Raw genomic sequence first — 20189 nt, 5'->3', positions numbered from 1 at the left:
CATAGTTATCGCATCGACACCCGTTTGTTACCGGACACTTCGCCGGCGCAGCACAAACCGGCGCATTGACTATGCTGTCGGAACAGCCTTTGAGACGGGGGATTTATGGACGATCCAGTCGACAACAAGCCACCGAGCTTCTGGCAGATGCTGCACAGCGTCATGGCCGCGGCGTTCGGCGTGCAGAGCGGGAAAAACCGGGCACGTGACTTCACTCATGGCAAACCCAGCCATTTCGTGCTGCTGGGTATCCTGTTTACCGCGATGTTTGCCTTGACGCTGTTTGCCATCGTCAAGCTGGTGCTGCACTTTGCCGGGGTGTGACAGGGTTCAGTGCATCAGGGTCTGCAGGTTGAACGGGTAGCGATAGGACGCGGGGCGCCCCTTGGCGGACAGTTTGCGAAAACTCACACCGTAATCCGGCGAAGCGCCCATGGCCAGTATTTGCCGAGCCTGACGCTTGTCGATCAGTTGCAGCAGCGGCAATTGACGGTCACGCCCGCCATGAAGATCCAGATCGACGCCCTGCTCATAGTCGTGCAACTCCACCAGCGCCCAGCCACCGAGGGTGAAGTGTCCGCCCACCAGCGCGCTCAAGCGTCCATCGACCACTGCGCGCAACGCCTCGGACGAGGTATTGACCGCACTGAACAGCACATCCTTGCCCGCCACCTTGCCCACTTCGGCGAACGCGCGCATTGCGCCGAACGCCATTTCGTCATTGGCCGACCACACCAGCGATACGTTCGGATAACGGCCGACCAGTTGTCGTGCCTGTTCGTAGGCGCGCTGCTGTGTCCACTCGCCGTAGACCAGTTGCCGCAGCCGCACCTGGGGATGTTCGGCGAGGGCGCGCTGCATGCCCCGTTCGCGCAATTGCGCCGACGGGGTGATCTTCAGGCCGGAGAATGCCAGCACCTCGATCGACTCACCCCGTGCCACGGGCGGATGCAGGCGAATCAGCTCCTTCATCATCAGGTAGCCGCCCTCCTCGTCATTGGGCACCAGGCTGCCGATGCGATCAGGCCGCTCCCCGATCAGCGCCTGCTGATCGGCGGTCAGCACCGCGTTGACCATGAACAGTTTGACCCCGCTGCCCTCCGCCATACGCAGGATCTGGGGCGCCACGTACTGCTCGTTGACGAACACCAGATAGTCGGGACGATTCGGTCCCTGCAGGGCAACTCTGGCCTGGGCCAAAGTGAATTCCGGCTGGCGCTGGGAATAGAGGATCTGCAAGTCGACGCCCAGGTCCCGGGCCGCCGCCTGCATGAATTGCGAATAGCTGACCCAGAACGCTTCCTGGGTGGTACCCGGATTGAGGAACAGCACCGACTCAGCCCGGGCCGTGGGTCCGAAAACCGCACCGAGCAGCAGGAGACTGAGGTGGAAAAACTTCAACATGAATGATTCGGGCCCGGGGAAAAATGGCCGCGCATTATAGCCCCCGAATCAGCGGCTACTGACGCCTGATCCCGTTTTTTGTCCGACAATCGTCGGAGGCGGGCCCGAATCGGTCGTTTACTGATGACTGACCCAGAATACCGCCGTCCCTACTACGAGAATGATCAGGAACAGAATGGCCCACGCATCGACACTGCTATCGCTTTTTTTTGCCTTGGTCGGATTGCTCATTGCATCGCCTCTTGTCGGTTTTATCGGTGATTGCAGAAAGACTCGATCACAGTTAAGACGATGATTGTCCCCGCGACAAATGTGGGTTAATCAACAACCATTCTCGTTAGGCGATTTGGTTCTTTACATATACTCAAACATCACTTTTGCGCATAACTGCAAACGGGTATATTGCCCCGGCTCCGTTAGGGAGTGCGCGGCCGTGCGCGCGTAATTGCAGAGGCACCATCGGACTCCAGCAAGCGAAAACGCAGCGTTTTCCGAGTAGCCCAAAGCCTGAGAACAGGACTTATATGTACGTATACGACGAGTACGATCAGCGGATCATCGAGGACCGCGTCAAGCAGTTCCGTGATCAGACCCGACGCTATCTGGCAGGTGAGCTGAGCGAAGAAGAATTCCGCCCCCTGCGCCTGCAAAATGGCCTGTACATCCAGCGTTTCGCGCCGATGTTGCGCGTGGCAGTGCCTTACGGCCAACTGACCTCGCGTCAGGTGCGCATGATGGCCAAGATTGCCCGTGACTACGACAAGGGCTACGCCCACATCAGTACCCGGCAGAACGTGCAGTTCAACTGGCCGGCGGTGGAAGACATCCCGGACATCCTCGCCGAACTTGCCACCGTGCAGATGCACGCGATCCAGACCAGCGGCAACTGCCTGCGCAACGTCACCACCGACCAGTTCGCCGGTGTCGCTGCAGACGAACTGATCGACCCGCGTCCGTGGTGCGAGATCGTCCGTCAGTGGACCACGTTCCATCCGGAATTCGCCTACCTGCCGCGCAAATTCAAGATCGCCGTCAACGGCTCGACCGCTGACCGTGCGGCCATCGAAGTCCACGACATCGGCCTTGAGCCGGTACACAACGCCGCCGGCGAGCTGGGCTTCCGCGTACTGGTCGGCGGTGGTCTGGGCCGTACCCCGGTGGTCGGCGCGTTCATCAACGAGTTCCTGCCGTGGCAGGACCTGTTGAGCTACCTCGACGCCATCCTGCGTGTGTACAACCGCTATGGCCGTCGCGACAACAAATACAAGGCGCGGATCAAGATCCTCGTCAAGGCGCTGACCCCTGAAGTGTTCGCGCAGAAAGTCGATGCCGAGATGGAACACCTGCGCGGTGGTCAGACCACACTGACCGAAGCCGAACTGCATCGCGTTGCCAAGCACTTCGTCGACCCGGACTACAAGGCTCTGGACAATCAGACTGCCCAACTGGCCGAACTCGACAAGGAACACCCGGGCTTCGCCCGCTGGCGCTCGCGCAACACCCTGGCGCACAAGAAGCCGGGCTATGTGGCCGTGACCCTGTCGCTGAAACCGACCGGCGTTGCTCCGGGCGACATCACCGACAAGCAACTGGACGCCGTCGCCGATCTGGCCGAGCGCTACAGCTTCGGTCAACTGCGTACTTCCCACGAGCAGAACATCATTCTGGCCGACGTCGAGCAGAGCCAATTGTTCACCCTGTGGGGCGAGCTGCGTGAAGGCGGTTTCGCCACGCCGAACATCGGTCTGCTGACCGACATCATCTGCTGCCCGGGCGGCGATTTCTGCTCCCTGGCCAACGCCAAGTCGATCCCGATCGCCGAATCGATCCAGCGCCGTTTCGACGACCTGGACTACCTGTTCGACATCGGTGAGCTAGACCTGAACATCTCCGGTTGCATGAACGCCTGCGGTCACCACCACGTCGGCCACATCGGCATCCTCGGGGTGGACAAGAAAGGTGAAGAGTTTTACCAAGTGTCCCTCGGCGGCAGCGCCAGCCGTGACGCGAGCCTGGGCAAGATCCTCGGCCCGTCCTTCGCCCAGGACGACATGCCGGACGTGATCTCGAAGCTGATCGACGTGTACGTTGAACAACGCACCGAAGACGAGCGCTTCATCGACACCTACCAGCGTATTGGCATCGACCTCTTCAAGGAACGCGTCTATGCAGCGAATCATTAAGAACAACGAGGTGGTCGACGAAACCTGGCACTTGCTGCCCAAGGACGCGACCCTTGACGGTATCTCCAACTGCGACGACCTGATCGTGCCGCTGGCCCTGTGGCGTGATCATGCTCACGCGCTCAAGGCCCGCGATGGCGGGCTGGGCGTATGGCTGGATGCCGATGAAGAAGCCGAGGAAATCGGTGCCGACGTCTCGCAGTTCCAGGTGATTGCCCTGAACTTCCCGGCCTTCACCGATGGCCGCAACTACTCCAACGCCCGCCTGCTGCGTGACCGCTACGGTTTCAAAGGTGAACTGCGGGCGATTGGCGATGTGCTGCGCGATCAGCTGTTCTACATGCGCCGTTGCGGTTTCGATGCGTTCGCCCTGCGCGCCGACAAGGACCCGTACGATGCACTGGAAAGCCTGAAAGACTTCTCGGTGACCTACCAGGCCGCCACTGACGAACCGCTGCCGCTGTTCCGTCGCCGCTGATCGAAAACGCCTTGAGCCGTTGCTCAAGGCGTTCTTCCCCTGCCCTTCGAAGCTCAGTCAGACTGACGCCTCTTCATCAACATCGCGGCTCCCTGCAACTTCATTGACCGGGTTGCGCGCCAGGGCCTCCTCGGTGAGCCGACGAAGCAACGCCTGACGTTCGTTGCGGAAGTTGTCGTGGATTGCATTCATCTGCACCGCCGCCGCTTCACGGGAAAGCCCTGCCTGCCCCTCCAGTTGTGCCAATGCCTGCGCGCTGCGCTCCCTGACGGCAACGAAGGACGGCGCCTGGGTGGATTCGAGAAACTCGATCCAGAACCGCTGGCCGCTGCACCAGTCGGAGAATGCACGAGTGCGCTCGACGCGCATGACGGCCTGATACACCTCATCCAGATCCGCCGGCGACACTTCGACCTGCAAGGGACGGCTCAGCGTGTGTGGCTGGCCCGGCAGATTCAGGCGCTCGGCCAACCCCACGCGGTAGGCCAGGCTGTATTCCAGCGCCTGTTCGTGAACCCCCGGCTGGTGGCGACTGTTGATATCAGCCAGCACTCGCTCCTCCAGCTCCTGCAGGCGAAACAACCCCCTGAGCAGATGCGTCAGTTGCCACTCCAGCGGCGCGCCGCCCAGTCCTGCCGCCAGCCTGGCCCGAAAACACAAGACCTGAACCTCCATCTCGCTGAACACCGCCGAATAGCCATCGACACTGATGGCCCCGGCCCGCGCGGTACGAAACAACTCCGTACGCAAGCGCGCATCCTCGGCTGCCGCCTCTACCACATTCCACACCCGCTGGCTGAAGTAGGGGTAAATCTGCGTGTAATCGGCCGTATGAACCAAGTGCGCCAGTACATTGAAAAAATCCCGCGAGCCGGGCGCCGCCCGCACCGCGTCCCAAGTGGTGCGGCGCGGTGCCGCTTCGGCCTCGGGGCTGCCCACCAGCCAGCGCGCGCTCTGGCCATCAAACGCCACGCTCAGTTGCGACAAGCGCTGATAGGTCGGAATCGTCACGCCGAAACTGACGCCGTTCGCCTGCTGATACGTCGCAATCTGTTGCAGCGTTTCCGCCGACAGCGGATTGCCATGCAGCCGGGTGGCGCGACTGAGCGCTGCCGGCCCATCGAACGCCGCCGCTGGCAGCGCGGTGATCTGGTTGTCGCGCAGATCAAGCAGACGCAACCGCGCCAATCCGGCAATGCCCCGAGGCCATTGCTCAAGGGCGCAGCCACGCAACTTCAGGCTTTCCAGATCAGCCAGCAAGCTGACGTCGGGGGCGTGCGAAAGATGCGGATTCAGGTCCAGGTCAAGTACGCGCAACCTGGTCAGTTGCTCAAGCGCAGACGCTGAAACGGACGACAAATGCAGCTGGTTGTTGCTCAGGTCCAGCTCCGTCAGCCAAGCCATGTTGTTCAGGGCCGGAGGCAGCTGCGTCAGGTCATTTTCCCGCAGCGAGAGGCTGCGCAGATGACTGAAATTCTGCAAAAAAGCGTTGAACCCCAGCGTAGGCGCCACGCCGTCCATCACCAGATGGGTGACGTGGCTGAAATCGCCGACGATCAGCGGCAACTCGCCCAGAGGCTCTGGCGCCAGGCACAAGCTGTCGGGCAATCCGTCACCGGGCCGTCCGGGCTCCTTGCGCCAACTGCGGATGATGGTGCGCATGGCGCGCAGCTTGGCTGACTGTGGCACGAGTTGCCATACGCGATCGGTACCGGCACTCCAGGTTTGCCCGCTCACCCAGCGACTCAAGGTTTCGCGGATGCCGAGAAACTCCAGGCGCAGCTTTTCCAGCTTCATCAGAATCGCGATCTCGTCGCTGCCCAGGGTGGCGAGCAGTGCCTGGATCTGCTCGGGAGCGTACGCCGGGTAGAGTTCCTGCGCACGCCGCGCCGCGATTGAAATGTTGGCACTTGAGCGAGCACCAGGCCCTGCCGGCGAACGGTCTGCCAGGCCCATCGGCGAAAAATCGCCGGGCCGATCGCCCATGGCCACGGCAAAGGTCATGCGTCGCTGGAGAGCAAGCCGGGTAATATTCTCGCGCAGCACCTCGGCCCCGGCATCCGCCAGCAAGCCCAGTGCGGTTTTGCGCGGCGCCGACAGTCCGTGCCAGAGCGCCTGAAAATAATGTGCGCGGGTGCGTCCGGCAAATTCAGTCAGGGGATGCTCGGTGCCATCGAAGACGCTGACCCGGTCTGCCAGCACATTGACCAGCATTCGTTCGCGGGCGTCGACCGGGCCGATCGAGGCGACGTTACCGTAGCTGCCCGACCATTCGAGAATTTCAATCAACGGGGTGCCCGACCAGCCTGGCAGGTGCTCAAGGGTGTCGAGCACCAGGCGGTTGGTGTCGTAACCACCGCCACTGTCCAGATACAGGCCTTCATAGGCGCGACAGACCGCGATAGCCTGCAAATAACGCCGCACCTCCTGTGCCAGACGCAATGGTATACGGCCGGCATCCAGCTCCTGCGCCTCGCCAATCAATGCGTCGCCCACCAGTTCTTCGGCCACGCTGGCCGGCAGATCGGCAAACCTGTCGAGCAGCAATTGCGCTCGGCCATTGCTCGCTGCTTCGCTGCGTCGGTAGACCCGCTGGAACAGTTGCACCCGCAGGCTTTCAGCTTGCTCACTGACAATTTGCAGGAGCTTGCGGCTTTGCTCTCCCGCATCCGTGGTCGTCAGACCAAGCAGAGTCTCACGCTGCCGGGTTTCGAGGGTCGACAACAGCCATGAATACAGTTGGCCCTTGTCCAGTGCCTGTTGGGTGATTCGCAAGGAAGTCGTGGCCGTTGGTGCGCCGTAGACATTGCCCCGGATTCCTGCCGAGTCGACGACTTGTATAGCGCTGTCGGCCGGCCAGCCCGCCAATGTCGTGAGCACCTGCAGTTGCAGATCAGGGTCTGCCAATGGCGCGGATGCCGGAGTCTGCAAATGATCGAAAAACTCAGTCACCGTCGCGTCGGCGCGAAACCGCCGGACCGTATCGATGAGCAGCGCCGGAGGATGGCCGTTATCAATGTGAATCTGGCGCAGGACGCTGTCCTCGACACCGCTTACGGCAAGGGCTCGCAACGCGGCGTCGTCCGGGATTCGTTCCCGGGTAAAACCGAAGCGGCGAAACAGCGTCAGGCGATCCCACTCCTGCACCAGTTCGGTGTCATGGCGCCAGGCGCCGCTGCCATTGGTTTCGAGCACCGGCGAATAACGGTTGGCGACCTCGGACGGCGCCAGGACTTCCCACAACTCGGTCTGCGGCCTGGGGCGCACGGCATAATGGTGCGCGTCCAGGGTGAGGAACGCCTGGCCTTCGACCCAGCGCAAACCGCGCTCATCGGGTGGCAAGCCTTGTGGCAGCAGGCGCTGCTGGCGATAGGCGCTCAGGTCAGGCTTCCACAAGCGGGCCTGGCCTGCGGGCAGGCTGATCATGCGCAAGCGTTTGATGAACGCCGATGACCGAACGACTCTGAACGTGGCGCCCGCGGCCCGTGTTCCCGCCGCGAACGCCGCCAGCAGGATCAGGTTCTCGACCACATCGAAAAAGTGATCCGTTGCCTGCTCCTTCTCGCCCCGGGTCCAGCTGGAAATGCCCTCATAGACGGTCCAGAGCAACTGCACCGCGGTAGCTGCCAGCAACACTTCGCCCAGCACGGGAATAAACGATGCGGCCATCAGCAGCAGATCGACGCCGATCGTCTTGTAGGTATCCAGTCGGGCCAGCCGGGTTTTTTCGTCTTCATCGTCGGTGGGAACCACCATCAGCCGGGCATCCGCCAGGGTCTGCTCGGCATGTTGGCGGTACGTCATGCTGAACGGATCACCGGCGAAATCGATGCCGGACAACGTGATATAGCCGGAGGCATGTGGCAGCATCGAATTGCTGCGCGGATACAGGCGGGCATCGAGTTCTGTCTCCCAGAGCAAGCGCTCACGGACCTTGATATAGCGAGTGAAGAACTTGCGGAACGCCGTCTTTTTCAGGCGCTCGCTCAACTCCCTCTCGAAATCGCTGAAGGAGGCGTACTCCTTCAGCGGGTGTAATGGATCGCCCGGCAGGTAGACCACGCAACGGTAGTCGTCGTCGGCGTGTTCACTGACCGGCCCGATGAACAGCGCGCCGCCCAGCGTCACCCCGAACATCTGCAGCCCCTGATAACCCAGGGTATTATGGCCAAGTTTGATTGGACTGTGGTTAGTTGTTACTGCCTGCAACATCTGATGTACATCCGCACTGATGTATTTTTTCATCAGTGCCAAATGTCTTTCCACATCAAATCGATTCCGCCAATTGGCAATGCACTTGTTGCGCAATGGATTAACTTCAGCATCAACATCGAATACTGCCCGAAGATGCGTCTGATACTGCTTGCCCAGATCCAGAGTCCGACACAGCGTTGCAAATTCGTGTGGTTGTAGCGGCAATATCCGAGGTTCGCGCCCGGTTATCTTTTCGGGAATATAAATCAGCGAAGTTTCGTTGTAATTTGTCGCCTGGGTTTCACTTGCTTCAAAGTTTTCACAGGCGGCGCTCAACAGATCACGGTCGATCGGCAATACCAGTTTCCTGCGCAGCCCCAGCAGGCTGGAGGTCGAGCGTACGTGCTGAAAGATCACCCCATTGATATCCAGCGGTTCACCCAACTTGTCAGCCATCGCCTTGGCAAGCAGCGGCGCACAGAAGCTTTGCGGTGACTTCAGGCTACTCAGCGACTTGCCGGTTTCACTCTGAGAGCGATGACTGGCAATCAAGCTTTGATAGAGCTTATGACGCAACTCACCGGGAGCCGCCAACAACCAGTCCGGTGTATTGTTTTTAATTAACTCGAAAAACAGGCCTTTCTGTTCAGGCGTCAAAACAGGAATGGCATCACGAACCGACAAAGAGGACATATTGAACACTCGACAGCTGAAAAGTATCACCAGCTTACCGAGCGCTGCCTTATATAAAAGCGTGAATAGTCGATAAAAACAGCGAGGTTCGAATCAACAATTCGAACTCGAGAAATACATATATACCGCCAAAAAACAAAACAGCCCCGTTCTCGGCAGGACAGAGAACGGGGCTATTGTTTTAGTGCATTACCAGAAACGTTGCTGGGTCAGACGACTCCACCAGTTCAGCAACACGCGATCCACCGAACCGCTGGCCGCCATGCCGATGCGTTCCTGCAGGCTTTTGCGTTCGGCGTAGTGCAGGTGGTAGACCTCTGCCTTTTTTGCCCGGTCGGCGAGGTACTCGTCGCTGGTCTTGAGTTCGTCCACCAGCTGTTTGTCCAGCGCCGCGACACCGAGCCAGACCTCACCGGTGGCGACCTCGTCGATGGCCAGCTGCGGGCGGTAGCGGGCGACGAAGTTCTTGAACAGTTGATGAGTAATGTCCAGGTCTTCCTGGAATTTCTCGCGGCCCTTTTCGGTATTTTCGCCAAACACGGTCAGGGTGCGCTTGTATTCACCGGCAGTCAGCACTTCAAAGTCGATGTCGTGCTTTTTCAGCAGGCGATTGACGTTGGGCAACTGCGCGACGACGCCGATCGAACCGAGGATCGCGAACGGTGCGCTGATGATCTTCTCGCCAATGCAGGCCATCATGTAACCGCCGCTGGCCGCGACCTTGTCGATGCACACGGTCAGCGGCACGCCGGCCTCGCGGATACGCGCCAGTTGCGACGACGCCAGGCCGTAGCTGTGAACCATGCCGCCGCCACTTTCCAGACGCAGTACCACTTCGTCCTTTGGTGTGGCGAGAGTCAGCAGTGCGGTGATTTCGTGACGCAGGCTCTCGGTGGCCGACGCTTTGATGTCACCGTCGAAATCGAGCACGAACACCCGGGATTTGCTCTCGGTTTTACTCTTCTGCTTCTTCTCGCCTTTCTCAGCCTTGGCCTGGCCCTTGCGCAAGGCCTTGAGCTGATCCTTGTCGAGCAGGGTCTGCTCCAGGCGCTCACGCAGCCCTTTATAGAAATCGTTGAGCTTGCTGACCTGCAGCTGACCCGCCGACTTGCGCCGGCCCTTGCTGCGCAATGCAGCGAAACTGGCCAGGACCACCAGAATGGCAACGACCAGGGTCACGGTTTTGGCCAGGAAGCTGGCGTATTCGGACAAAAACTCCACAGAGACTCCTTAAAACAATGCGCGGACACGAAACACGCGCGGGATGGCTCCAGCATACCCATGCGTCGGCCCGTCGACCAGCCGTGAAACCTCTGGCAACAGGCCTGTAACGGGCATTTCAAACAAGCGTATGTTTTTTCATTGACAGCACTTCCTCATCCTCATAACCTCGCCACAACCTTCAACGTACCGGGATGACGCGGACGTGGGCAGCATCTATTTGATTCGACATGGCCAGGCCTCCTTTGGTGCAGACGACTATGACGTCCTGTCGCCGATCGGTGTGCGCCAGGCAGAAGTCCTTGGCCAGCACCTCGCCGAGCTGGGAATCCGTTTCGATCGCTGCCTGGCGGGCGACCTGCGTCGTCAGCAACACACGGCCACCAGCGCGCTGGAGCAGTTCACCGCCAAGGGCCTGTCGGTACCGACGCTGGAGACCGACTCCGCGTTCAACGAGTTCGATGCCGACGCGATCATCCGCGCCCTGATCCCCGCCATGCTGGCGGACGAGCCGGAAGCCGTCGACATCCTGCGCAACGCGGCGCAAAACCGCGCCGAATTCCAGCGCATCTTCGCCCTGGTCATCGAGCGCTGGCTGGCAGGCACCTACGACACCCCCGGGCTGGAAAGCTGGCTGGGTTTCGTCGAGCGAGTACAGGGCGGACTGCACCGGATCCTCGAACAGGCCGACGGCAACCAGAAAATCGCCGTGTTCACCTCCGGCGGCACCATCACCGCCCTGCTCCACCTGATTACCCAAATGCCTGCCCGGCAGGCCTTTGAACTGAATTGGCAAATCGTCAACACCTCGCTCAACCAGCTGAAGTTCCGCGGTCGCGAGGTGGCTTTGGCTTCCTTCAACAGTCACGCACATCTGCAACTGCTGAAGGCTCCGGAACTCATCACTTTCCGCTGAGTCCGGATAACTGTGACCCGTGCTGTAATCAACCAGCGCTTATTACCCAAGAAAGGATCGAACCATGACCTCCGTAGCTGATGCCGTAAAAGCGATGCAAGCCAAGTTCAACCCAGCCGCTGCTGCCGGTCTGGATCTGGTTTTCGGTTTCAACATCACCGACGAAGACAAGCACTACGCGCTGATCGTCAAAGACGGTACTTGCGACATCCAGGAAGGTGAAAACGCCGACGCCAACTGCACGCTGGTACTGGACAGCGCAACTCTGAAAGACATCGTCAGCGGTGAAACCGACGGCATGCAAGCGTTCATGGGCGGCAAGCTGCGCGTTGAAGGCGACATGATGCTGTCGATGAAGCTGTCCGAGCTGTTCCCGTCGTAAGACTTGGTTCGGTTTGAAGAAAATCCCGCCCCTGTGGCGGGATTTTTGCGTCTGGCTCCCAGGTTTCGTCATAAACAGGCCATAGGTGGGAGGGGGCTTGCTCCCGAAGGCGTGGGATCAGCCACAACGTTTGCCGCCTGGCACACCGCTTTCGGGAGCAAGCCCCCTCCCACATGGGTCACGTGGTGCTCCATAAACTGCAGCATGCACTTTCTTCTACGTTGGAACTGTCATCACCCAGCAAATGATGCCGCCAGCAGTTCCTGCGTATAGGGATGCTGCGCATCGCTGAACAGCACATTGGTCTCGCCACGCTCCAACACCTCACCCTCCTTCATTACAATCAAGTCATGGGCCAACGCTCGCACCACCGCCAGGTCATGGCTGATGAACAGATAAGTCAGACCATGCTCTTCCTGCAGTCGCCGCAATAAAGCAACGATCTGTTTTTGCACCGTGCGATCCAGCGCCGAGGTCGGCTCATCGAGCAAGATCAAATCCGGCTTGAGCACCAGCGCCCGGGCGATGGCAATCCGTTGGCGCTGGCCACCGGAAAACTCGTGGGGATAGCGATGACGGGTGGCCGGATCAAGCCCGACTTCACGCAGCACATCGATCACCGCCTGCTCACGCTCGGCAGCATTCAAATCACTGTGCACCTGCAAGCCTTCGGCAATGATCTGCGCCACGCACAGACGCGGACTGAGGCTGCCGAACGGATCCTGAAACACCACTTGCAGGCGTTTGCGTAGCGGCCGCAGCTGCTTGCCACTCAACTGCTCCAGCGCCTCACCTGCAAAGCGAATGCTGCCCTCGGCGTCGATCAGCCGCAAAATCGCCTGGCCCAAGGTCGACTTGCCCGACCCCGACTCACCAACAATCCCCAAGGTTTTGCCGCGCTGCAGATTCAAATCGATGCCCTTGACCGCCTCCAGCCAGGTCTTCGGCCGCAGCCAGCCACCACCCAGGCGAAAGCGCACATGCAGATCGCGCACCTGCAACAAATCCTGCGCCACATCCCGGCACAGTGCTTCGCCCCCCGGCTCGGCGTTGAGCAACTCGATGCTGTAGGGATGCTGCGGCGCACGGAACAGTTGCTCGCACGGCGCCTGCTCGACGATCCGCCCACTGCGCATCACCGCCACCCGCTGTGCGATGGTGCGCACCAGATTCAGATCATGGCTGATGATCAGCAGCGCCATGCCGAGCCGCTGCTGCAACTCTTTGAGCAGCAACAGAATCCTGCGCTGCACCGTCACATCCAGCGCCGTGGTCGGCTCGTCGGCGATCAGCAGTTGCGGCTCACAGGCCAGCGCCATGGCAATCATCACCCGCTGGCGTTGACCTCCGGAGAGTTGATGCGGATAGGCCTTGAGCCGTTCGCGCGGCTTCTGAATCCCCACCAGCTCCAGCAACTCAAGAATGCGCTCACGGGCTTGCGCGCCCGCCAGGCCTTTGTGCAGCGCCAGGCTCTCACCGAGTTGCCGCTCAATGGTGTGCAGCGGATTCAGCGAACTCATCGGCTCCTGAAAAATCATCGCGATCCGGTTGCCTCGTAACTGCCGCAGATAGCGCTCATGCACACCGAGCAGCTCTTCACCGGCATAACGAATGCTGCCATCGATCCGCGTGATGTTCGGGTCAAGCAATTGCAGGATGCTGTGGGCGGTCACCGATTTGCCGGAGCCAGACTCCCCGACCAGCGCCAGGCATTCGCCCGGACGAATATCGAGGTCGATGCCATGCACCACTGGCTGGCCGTTGAATGCCACACGCAGATCGCGGATTTCAATCAGGTTATCGTTCATCTCAAGTCCTTGGATCAAACGCATCTCGGCAAGCCTCGCCGATGAACACCAACAGAGAAAGAATCAGCGCCAACGCAAAAAAAGCCGTCAGCCCCAACCACGGCGCTTGCAGATTGCTCTTGCCCTGACCGATCAGTTCGCCCAATGAAGCGCTGCCGGCGGGCATGCCGAAACCGAGAAAATCCAGCGCCGACAAGGTCGCAATCGCTCCGGTAAGAATGAACGGCAAATAGGTCAGGGTCGCACTCATGGCATTGGGCAAGATGTGACGGCTGATCACCTGCGCATCGCCAACCCCCAGCGCCCGCGCGGCTTTCACGTATTCCAGACCGCGGCTGCGCAGGAACTCGGCGCGCACCACATCGACCAGACTCAGCCAGGAAAACAGCGCCATGATCCCCAACAGCCACCAGAAATTCGGCTCGACGAACCCGGACAGGATGATCAGCAGATACAACACCGGCAGCCCCGACCACACCTCCAGCAACCGCTGCCCGAGCAGATCGACCCAGCCGCCGTAATAGCCTTGCAAGGCCCCGGCAGCAATGCCGATCAGCGCACTGGCGGCGGTCAGCGCAAGGGCAAACAGCAGCGACACCCGCGTACCGAAGATCACCCGCGCCAGCACATCCCGCGCCTGATCGTCGGTGCCCAGCCAGTTCTCGCTGCTCGGTGGACTCGGTGCCGGTTCAGTCAGGTCGTAATTCACCGTATCGAAACCGAACGGGATCGGCGCAAACCACATCCGCCCGCCCTGCCCCTCGATCAGTTGCCGCACCTGCGCGCTGCGATAGTCCGGCTGGAACGGCAGTTCGCCGCCGAAATCCTGCTCGGTGTAGCGCTTGAATGCCGGGAAGTACCACTGGCCCTGATACTCGACCATTAGCGGTTTGTCATTGGCGATCAGCTCGCCGCCCAGGCTCAGGCCAAACAGCAGCAAAAACAGCCACAGTGACCACCAGCCACGCCGATGGGCCTTGAACCGCGTCCAACGGCGCTGTCCGATGGCAGATAGAGTCAACATCAGGCAGTCCTCGCGGTGAAGTCGATGCGCGGGTCGACCAGCGTGTAGCACAGGTCGCCGAGCAGTTTTATCAGCAGGCCGAACAGGGTGAAGATGAACAGCGAACCGAACACCACCGGGTAGTCTCGCGACACGGCCGCCTCGTAGCTGAGACGGCCGAGGCCATCGAGCGAGAAGATCACTTCGATCAGCAACGAACCGCCGAAAAACACCGTCACCAGTGCTTGCGGCAGCCCCGCGACCACCAGCAGCATCGCGTTGCGAAACACATGACCGTATAAAACCTGACGCTGACTGAGGCCCTTGGCCCGCGCCGTCACCACGTACAAGCGCGAGATCTCGTTGAGAAAACTGTTCTTGGTAAGGATCGTCAGCGTGGCGAATCCGCCGATGACCAGCGCCGTGACCGGCAGCACCAGATGCCAGAAGTAATCGGCCACTTTGCCCCACGGTGACAGCTCCGCGAAGTTGTCCGAGACCAGCCCGCGCACCGGAAACCAGTCCAGCGCGGTGCCGCCGGCGAACACGATGATCAGCAGCAGTGCGAACAGAAAACCCGGCATCGCGTAGCCGATGATGATCGCCACGCTGCTCCAGACATCGAACGCCGATCCGTTGTGCACGGCCTTGCGGATACCCAGCGGAATCGACACCAGATAAGTGATCAACGTGGCCCACAAGCCCAGCGACAAGGTCACTGGCAGCTTCTGCCAGATCAGTTCGGTGACGCTGGCACCGCGAAAAAAGCTCTGACCGAAATCCAGCTGCGCGTAGCTTTTGAGCATCAGCCACAGGCGCTCACCGGCCGGCTTGTCGAAGCCGTACTGACGTTCGATGTCGGCCACCAGTTTCGGGTCGAGACCCCGGGTGGCGCGGGATTCGCCTCCAATGGTTTCGACATGGCCACCGCCCACCGCCGCGCCGACACCAATGCCCTGCAACCGGGCAATCGCCTGTTCCACCGGGCCACCCGGCGCGGCCTGCACGATGACAAAATTGACCAGCAGAATCGCCAGCAAAGTCGGCACGATCAGCAGCAGGCGCCGCAGGCTATAACCCCACATGGGCGTACTCCTTTTGCTGTTGCTGCATCTGCACGGCCGTCAGCGCGGTCGGGCTGATTTCCCACCAGGTGTCGAGTCCGGCGTCGTACAACGGCGCCGTCGCCGGGCGGCCGAAACGGTTCCACCACACCGTGGAAATCCCCGGCGGGTAGTAATTGGGGATCCAGTAATAGCCCCACTGCAACACCCGATCCAAGGCATGGGCATGGCGCAGCAGGCTTTCGCGATTGTCGGCCTGCACCAGACCTTCGAGCAGGGCATCGACGGCCGGATCGCGCAGCACCATGTAGTTGTTCGAGCCGGGATCATCGGCGCCGTCGGAGCCAAAGTAATTGAACATCTCGCGCCCCGGCGCCTGACTCACCGGGTAGCCGACGACGATCATGTCGTAGTCGCGATTGCGCACGCGGTTGGTGTATTGCGCGGTGTCGACCTGACGAATATCGAAGCCGATGCCGATCTGCGCCAGGTTGCGCTTGAACGGCAGCAGCAGCCGTTCAAAGCCCTTCTGACCGTTGAGAAAAGTGAACTGCAGCGGCTCGCCATTGGCATTCACCAACTGATCACCACGGGGTTTCCAGCCGGCGGCTTCCAGCAGCTTCAAGGCCTGCAACTGCTCGGCGCGGATGTTGCCGCTGCCGTCGGTTTTCGGCGCTTCGAAGACTTGGGTAAACACCTCGTCGGGGATCTTGCCGCGCCACGGTTCGAGGATTTTCAGCTCCTCGGCATCCGGTAACTCGGTGGCCGACAACGCACTGTGCGAGAAGTAACTGCGCTGGCGCAGGTACATGCTGCGCATCATTTGCCGATTGCTCCATTCGAAATCCCAGAGCATGGCAATCGCCTGACGTACGCGGCGATCCTGAAACAGCGGTTTCTGCAGATTGAACGCGAACCCTTGCGAGCCCTGCGCGGCCCCCGGCGCCAGATGTTCGCGAAGCAATCTGCCCTGCTCCAGCGCCGCCCCGGCATAGCCGATGGTGTAACTGGTCGCGGAAAATTCGCGGTTATAGTCGAAGCCGCCAGCCTTGAGCACCTGCCTTGCAACATCGGTATCGGCGAAGAACTCCACGCTCAAGTGATCGAAGTTATAGAGGCCGCGAGTGATCGGCAGATCCTTGGCCCACCAGTCGGCAACACGCTGAAACTTCACACTGCGCCCGGCATCCACGGCGCTGATCCGGTACGGGCCACTGCCCGGCGGGATCTCGAAACCGGCGCCCTCGGCGAAATTGCGCGTACGCCACCAGTGCTCGGGCAACACCGGCAGCGTCGCCAGATCCAGCGGCAAGGTGCGGCTGTCGTTGTTCTTGAAGTTGAAGCGCACTTGTGTCGGCGACTCCACCACGACGTCGGCGACATCACGAAACTGCTGGCGATATTTGAGGCTGCCCTGAGTGGTGAACAGCTCGAAGGTGTAACGCACGTCTTGCGCGGTGATCGGCGTGCCGTCGTCGAAGCGCGCGTTGGGGTTGAGGTAGAAGCGCAGCCAGCGGCGATCTGCAGCCAGTTCCATCTGCTGCGCCACCAGGCCGTAGACGCTGTAGGGTTCGTCCTTGCTGCGATAGGCCAGCGGCGCGTAGAGCCAGCCGTCGATGTCGGCGACGCCGGTGCCTTTGTCGATGTAGGGAATCAGGTGATCGAACGGGCCGCTTTCCAGTGAAGAGCGGCGCAACGTTCCGCCCTTGGGAGCGTTGGGGTTAGCGTAGGCCAGGTGTTGAAAGTCCGGGGCGTATTTGGGGGCTTCGCCGTAGACCGTGAGGGCGGGTTGCGGGGCGGCCCAACTGAATGGGCTTAACAGCGCAAAAGCGCTGAACAGAATGAGCCTGGATAGCATTGGCAGATCCTTTTTGCACGGTGTTGCTACTGGCCTCTTCGCGAGCAAGCCCGCTCCCATAAGGAAGTTGTGCTCACCGCTGTTCCCCTGTGGGAGCGGGCTTGCTCGCGAAGGCGCCAGTACAGTCACCAAACGTCCTGCCTACCTGTGATGTGCAACAGGCCGGCGATTTTTATAGGGCAGGCTTTAGATCAATAAGTGACTAAAACCCGCCCCCTCTGGGCATTTTCAGAACTTGTAATTGACCCGCGTGTACAGCGTCCGGCCGAACGGGTCGCCGTATTTCGGGTCGTAGCCGCTCTGGAAGGTGTAGGTCTGGTTGCTGAACGGTGGCTCACGATCGAACAGGTTCTTCGCGCCGAGCGTTACGCTCAGCGTTTTGCGCCAGGTGTAGGTGCCGGCCAGATCCCAGACGTTGTACGAGCCAACGTAATCGTGGGTCTCGCGGTCGGAGTCGTGGTAGCCGCTGGTGTAGCGGTTGGTCAGCGCCACGCCGTAGGGGCCGTAGTTCCAGCTGCCGGTCAGGCTGTGGTGCCAGCGGGCCACCGCACCCGCCGAGGAGAAGTCGCCGCCGCGGAAATCGCCGAGCTTGTCGATGTAGTCGCCCTTGAGCTGCTGCTGGTACTCGTACCGACTGACATAAGTGCCCTGCAGGCCGATCCCGAAGTTACCGTACGGAGTGCTCGGCAAACGGTAGTCGAAGCTGACATCGACACCATTGGTCTTGATCTTGCCGAGGTTGGCCAGGCCCGTGACGATGTGATCGATGGAACCGTCAGGCTTGCGAATCAGGCGATCCGGATACAGCTCCGGGTTCTCGAACACCGCCGATTCCGGGAACTCCGCGATCTGGTTGGCAATGTTGATCCACCAGAAATCCAGCCCGGTGGTCAGGCGTTCGAACGGCTGATAGACGAAGCCGAGGGTAACGTTGCGTGCGGTTTCCGGGCTCAGGTCAGTGTTGCCACCGGTTCTGCTGTAGAACTGCTGGGCGCAGTCACGGTTGGCGATCCCGCCGTTGCTCGGGTTGCCGCCTGCGCACAGCCGAGGGTCGTTGTAGTTGGCGACCGTGAATGTGGTGAAGTTGGGGTTGTACAACTCGTACAGTGACGGCGCGCGGAAACCTTCACTGTAGGCGCCACGCACCACCAGTTCCTTGAACGGCTGGAAGCGGAACGAGTATTTCGGGTTGGTGGTGCTGCCAAAATCGCTGTACTTGTCGTGGCGCACGGCGGCGGACAATTCGAGGCTGTCGAGCACCGGCACGTTGACCTCGGCGTACTGCGCCGAGACGCTGCGATCCCCGGCGACACTGGCATTGGGGTCGACACCCAGACTCTGCACGTCGGCGGCGAACTGGGCGAAGTCCTGATGGAAATCTTCCTTGCGGTATTCGCCACCCAGCGCCAGCGCCGAAGGGCCGGCACCGAACCAGTCACCGATTTCGCGGCTGACACGTCCGTCAATCGCCTTCACGCGGCCGACCGCCGTGCCGTAATCGCCGTCTACGGAATTGGCTGCCAGCAGCGCCTGCCCGGCAGCCGTCTGCGCACCGAACGGGTTGATGATGCCATTGGCAATGCCGGCGCTGACGGCGCGGTCGTTGACATAGCCGGCCTCGATACTATTGACCACTTTGTTCTGGTTGTACGACGCACCGACGTTGTAGTCCCAACCGACCACGCTACCGTCAAAGCTCAGCAGCAAACGCTGCCCGGTGTTGTCGTCTTCATGCTGACGGGCGCCGACAGCGCTTTCGCGCCAATTCACATCGACCGGCTGCGTCGGGTCGAGAGCGAAGCTGTTCGGGCCTGGGGTAATGCCGTTGCCGGGATAAAACGCCGTGCCGGGATTGACCTGGTTACCCATCAACGTGCCGGGACCGATCTGCGTGCGGTTTTCGTTGCGCGCCCAGAAGTATTCGAGGCTGACGTTGTGGTCGTCCGAAAGCTTGCCGGTAGCTTTGGCGAAGGCCGAGGTCTTCTCGGTTTCCGGCACCAGGTCGAGGTAGTTCCACAGACTCTGGCGGCAGATGCCATTGCGCGCCAGCAGGCCCGGGGCGTTGCAGCCGGAACTGGCCAGCGGGTTGGTGGCGTTGCTGCCCTGGCTCCAGTTCGCCGGTGATGCAGTGCCGGAGGTGTAATCGAGGCCGCGTCCAGGCTGATAGTTGTAGGTGTAGCCACGATCCTCGGCAGCCAGGCGTTGCTGCTTGTCATAACTGACCACGCCGAACACGTTGAAACGGTCATCCTGCAAATCGCCAAAACCCCAACTGCCGCTGAAATTACGACTTTCACCACCGCCGGCATGGGTCGGCGTGTCGTAGTTGGTGCTGAGCTGCCCTTCGGTGAGGCTGGTCTTGGTGATGAAGTTGATCACCCCACCGATCGCATCGGTGCCGTACAGCGCCGAGGCGCCATCACGCAGCACCTCGACACGATCGATGGCGGCGAACGGGATGGTATTCAGGTCAACCCCGGAACCATTGATCGCATTGGTCGCGTTGTTGCTCAGCCGCCGGCCATTGAGCAGCACCAGGGTCTTGTTCGGGCCGATGCCGCGCAAATCCGCATACGACGCACCGCCGCTGCTCGAACCCACCGAACGCCCCGAGCCGACTGAGGACTGGTTTGCGGAAATCCGGCTCACCAGTTCTTCGGTGGTGGTCACGCCCTGCTCGCGCAGTTCTTCAACTCGCAGAATGGTGACCGGCACCGCCGTTTCAGCATCGACCCGGCGAATCGCCGTGCCGGTGACCTCGACTCGTTGCAGCTGGGTTGTCGGCTCGTCAGCGGCGACCGCCGGCAAGGTGTTGACTGCCAGCAGCAAGGCCAGGCTCAAACGAGATCGAACGGGTAAAAAATGGATCATGAACAGCCATCCCTGCGTTTTGGTTTATGCAGGGATGTGCAATGGACAGCAGCGTTTTATAGAGCCCGATTTAGACCGTTGGGTGATGAGGTTATGCAAAAAATGGCAGGCGTG

Annotated in this window: 13 protein-coding genes; 5 read left to right on the top strand and 8 right to left on the bottom strand. The window is 60.7% G+C overall.

Annotated features, from left to right (window positions below; translation table 11 throughout):
• Positions 1-105 precede the first annotated feature (105 nt).
• Complete coding sequence (locus AC27VU_RS03235; RefSeq protein WP_003225504.1) at positions 106-324, top strand: DUF2970 domain-containing protein; 219 nt, start codon at positions 106-108, stop codon at positions 322-324.
• Between the two features lie 6 nt (positions 325-330).
• Here AC27VU_RS03235 and AC27VU_RS03230 read toward each other — a convergent pair whose 3' ends face one another.
• Positions 331-1404, bottom strand: coding sequence for an ABC transporter substrate-binding protein (locus tag AC27VU_RS03230; protein ID WP_488723385.1), 1074 nt, complete (start codon positions 1402-1404; stop codon positions 331-333).
• A 524-nt stretch (positions 1405-1928) separates the two neighbouring features.
• Here AC27VU_RS03230 and AC27VU_RS03225 point away from each other — a divergent pair.
• Together AC27VU_RS03225 and AC27VU_RS03220 are read left to right on the top strand one after the other, a co-directional pair.
• Complete coding sequence (locus tag AC27VU_RS03225) at positions 1929-3587, top strand: nitrite/sulfite reductase (protein WP_003225514.1); 1659 nt, start codon at positions 1929-1931, stop codon at positions 3585-3587.
• Positions 3571-4065: a DUF934 domain-containing protein gene (locus AC27VU_RS03220; RefSeq protein WP_003225515.1), complete on the top strand. Its 495-nt coding sequence runs from the start codon at positions 3571-3573 to the stop codon at positions 4063-4065. Before AC27VU_RS03225 ends, AC27VU_RS03220 begins: the two co-directional genes overlap by 17 nt.
• Before the next feature lie 57 nt (positions 4066-4122).
• Here AC27VU_RS03220 and AC27VU_RS03215 read toward each other — a convergent pair whose 3' ends face one another.
• Both AC27VU_RS03215 and sohB read right to left on the bottom strand, forming a co-directional pair.
• Positions 4123-8952 (bottom strand): NEL-type E3 ubiquitin ligase domain-containing protein, encoded by a 4830-nt coding sequence (locus AC27VU_RS03215; protein WP_488723384.1) that lies wholly within the window; start codon positions 8950-8952, stop codon positions 4123-4125.
• A gap of 189 nt (positions 8953-9141) precedes the next feature.
• A complete protein-coding gene (gene sohB / locus AC27VU_RS03210; RefSeq protein ID WP_003225526.1) occupies positions 9142-10173 on the bottom strand; it encodes a protease SohB in 1032 nt (343 codons plus the stop codon).
• A 205-nt stretch (positions 10174-10378) separates the two neighbouring features.
• Here sohB and AC27VU_RS03205 point away from each other — a divergent pair, with 205 nt between their 5' ends.
• Together AC27VU_RS03205 and AC27VU_RS03200 are read left to right on the top strand one after the other, a co-directional pair.
• On the top strand, positions 10379-11089 hold the full coding sequence (locus AC27VU_RS03205; RefSeq protein WP_488723383.1) for a histidine phosphatase family protein: 711 nt from the start codon (positions 10379-10381) through the stop codon (positions 11087-11089).
• Positions 11090-11153: 64 nt separating this feature from the next.
• The gene (locus tag AC27VU_RS03200) at positions 11154-11471 is read left to right on the top strand and encodes an SCP2 sterol-binding domain-containing protein (protein ID WP_007967870.1); all 318 of its coding nucleotides are present in this window, start codon (positions 11154-11156) and stop codon (positions 11469-11471) included.
• Between the two features lie 233 nt (positions 11472-11704).
• Here AC27VU_RS03200 and AC27VU_RS03195 read toward each other — a convergent pair whose 3' ends face one another.
• From AC27VU_RS03195 to AC27VU_RS03175, 5 genes are all read right to left on the bottom strand, one after another.
• Positions 11705-13279: an ABC transporter ATP-binding protein gene (locus tag AC27VU_RS03195; RefSeq protein WP_488723382.1), complete on the bottom strand. Its 1575-nt coding sequence runs from the start codon at positions 13277-13279 to the stop codon at positions 11705-11707.
• Position 13280: 1 nt separating this feature from the next.
• The gene (locus tag AC27VU_RS03190; protein WP_488723381.1) at positions 13281-14303 is read right to left on the bottom strand and encodes an ABC transporter permease; all 1023 of its coding nucleotides are present in this window, start codon (positions 14301-14303) and stop codon (positions 13281-13283) included.
• On the bottom strand, positions 14303-15367 hold the full coding sequence (locus AC27VU_RS03185) for a microcin C ABC transporter permease YejB (RefSeq protein WP_103484770.1): 1065 nt from the start codon (positions 15365-15367) through the stop codon (positions 14303-14305). Before AC27VU_RS03185 ends, AC27VU_RS03190 begins: the two co-directional genes overlap by 1 nt.
• Positions 15354-17204 (bottom strand): extracellular solute-binding protein, encoded by a 1851-nt coding sequence (locus AC27VU_RS03180; protein WP_488723380.1) that lies wholly within the window; start codon positions 17202-17204, stop codon positions 15354-15356. Before AC27VU_RS03180 ends, AC27VU_RS03185 begins: the two co-directional genes overlap by 14 nt.
• A gap of 228 nt (positions 17205-17432) precedes the next feature.
• Complete coding sequence (locus tag AC27VU_RS03175; RefSeq protein WP_488723379.1) at positions 17433-20075, bottom strand: TonB-dependent receptor; 2643 nt, start codon at positions 20073-20075, stop codon at positions 17433-17435.
• Positions 20076-20189 lie beyond the last annotated feature (114 nt).

It is taken from the genome of Pseudomonas sp. 14P5.3.2, from assembly GCF_057799175.1.
This window is presented reverse-complemented; position numbering and strand designations above follow the sequence as displayed.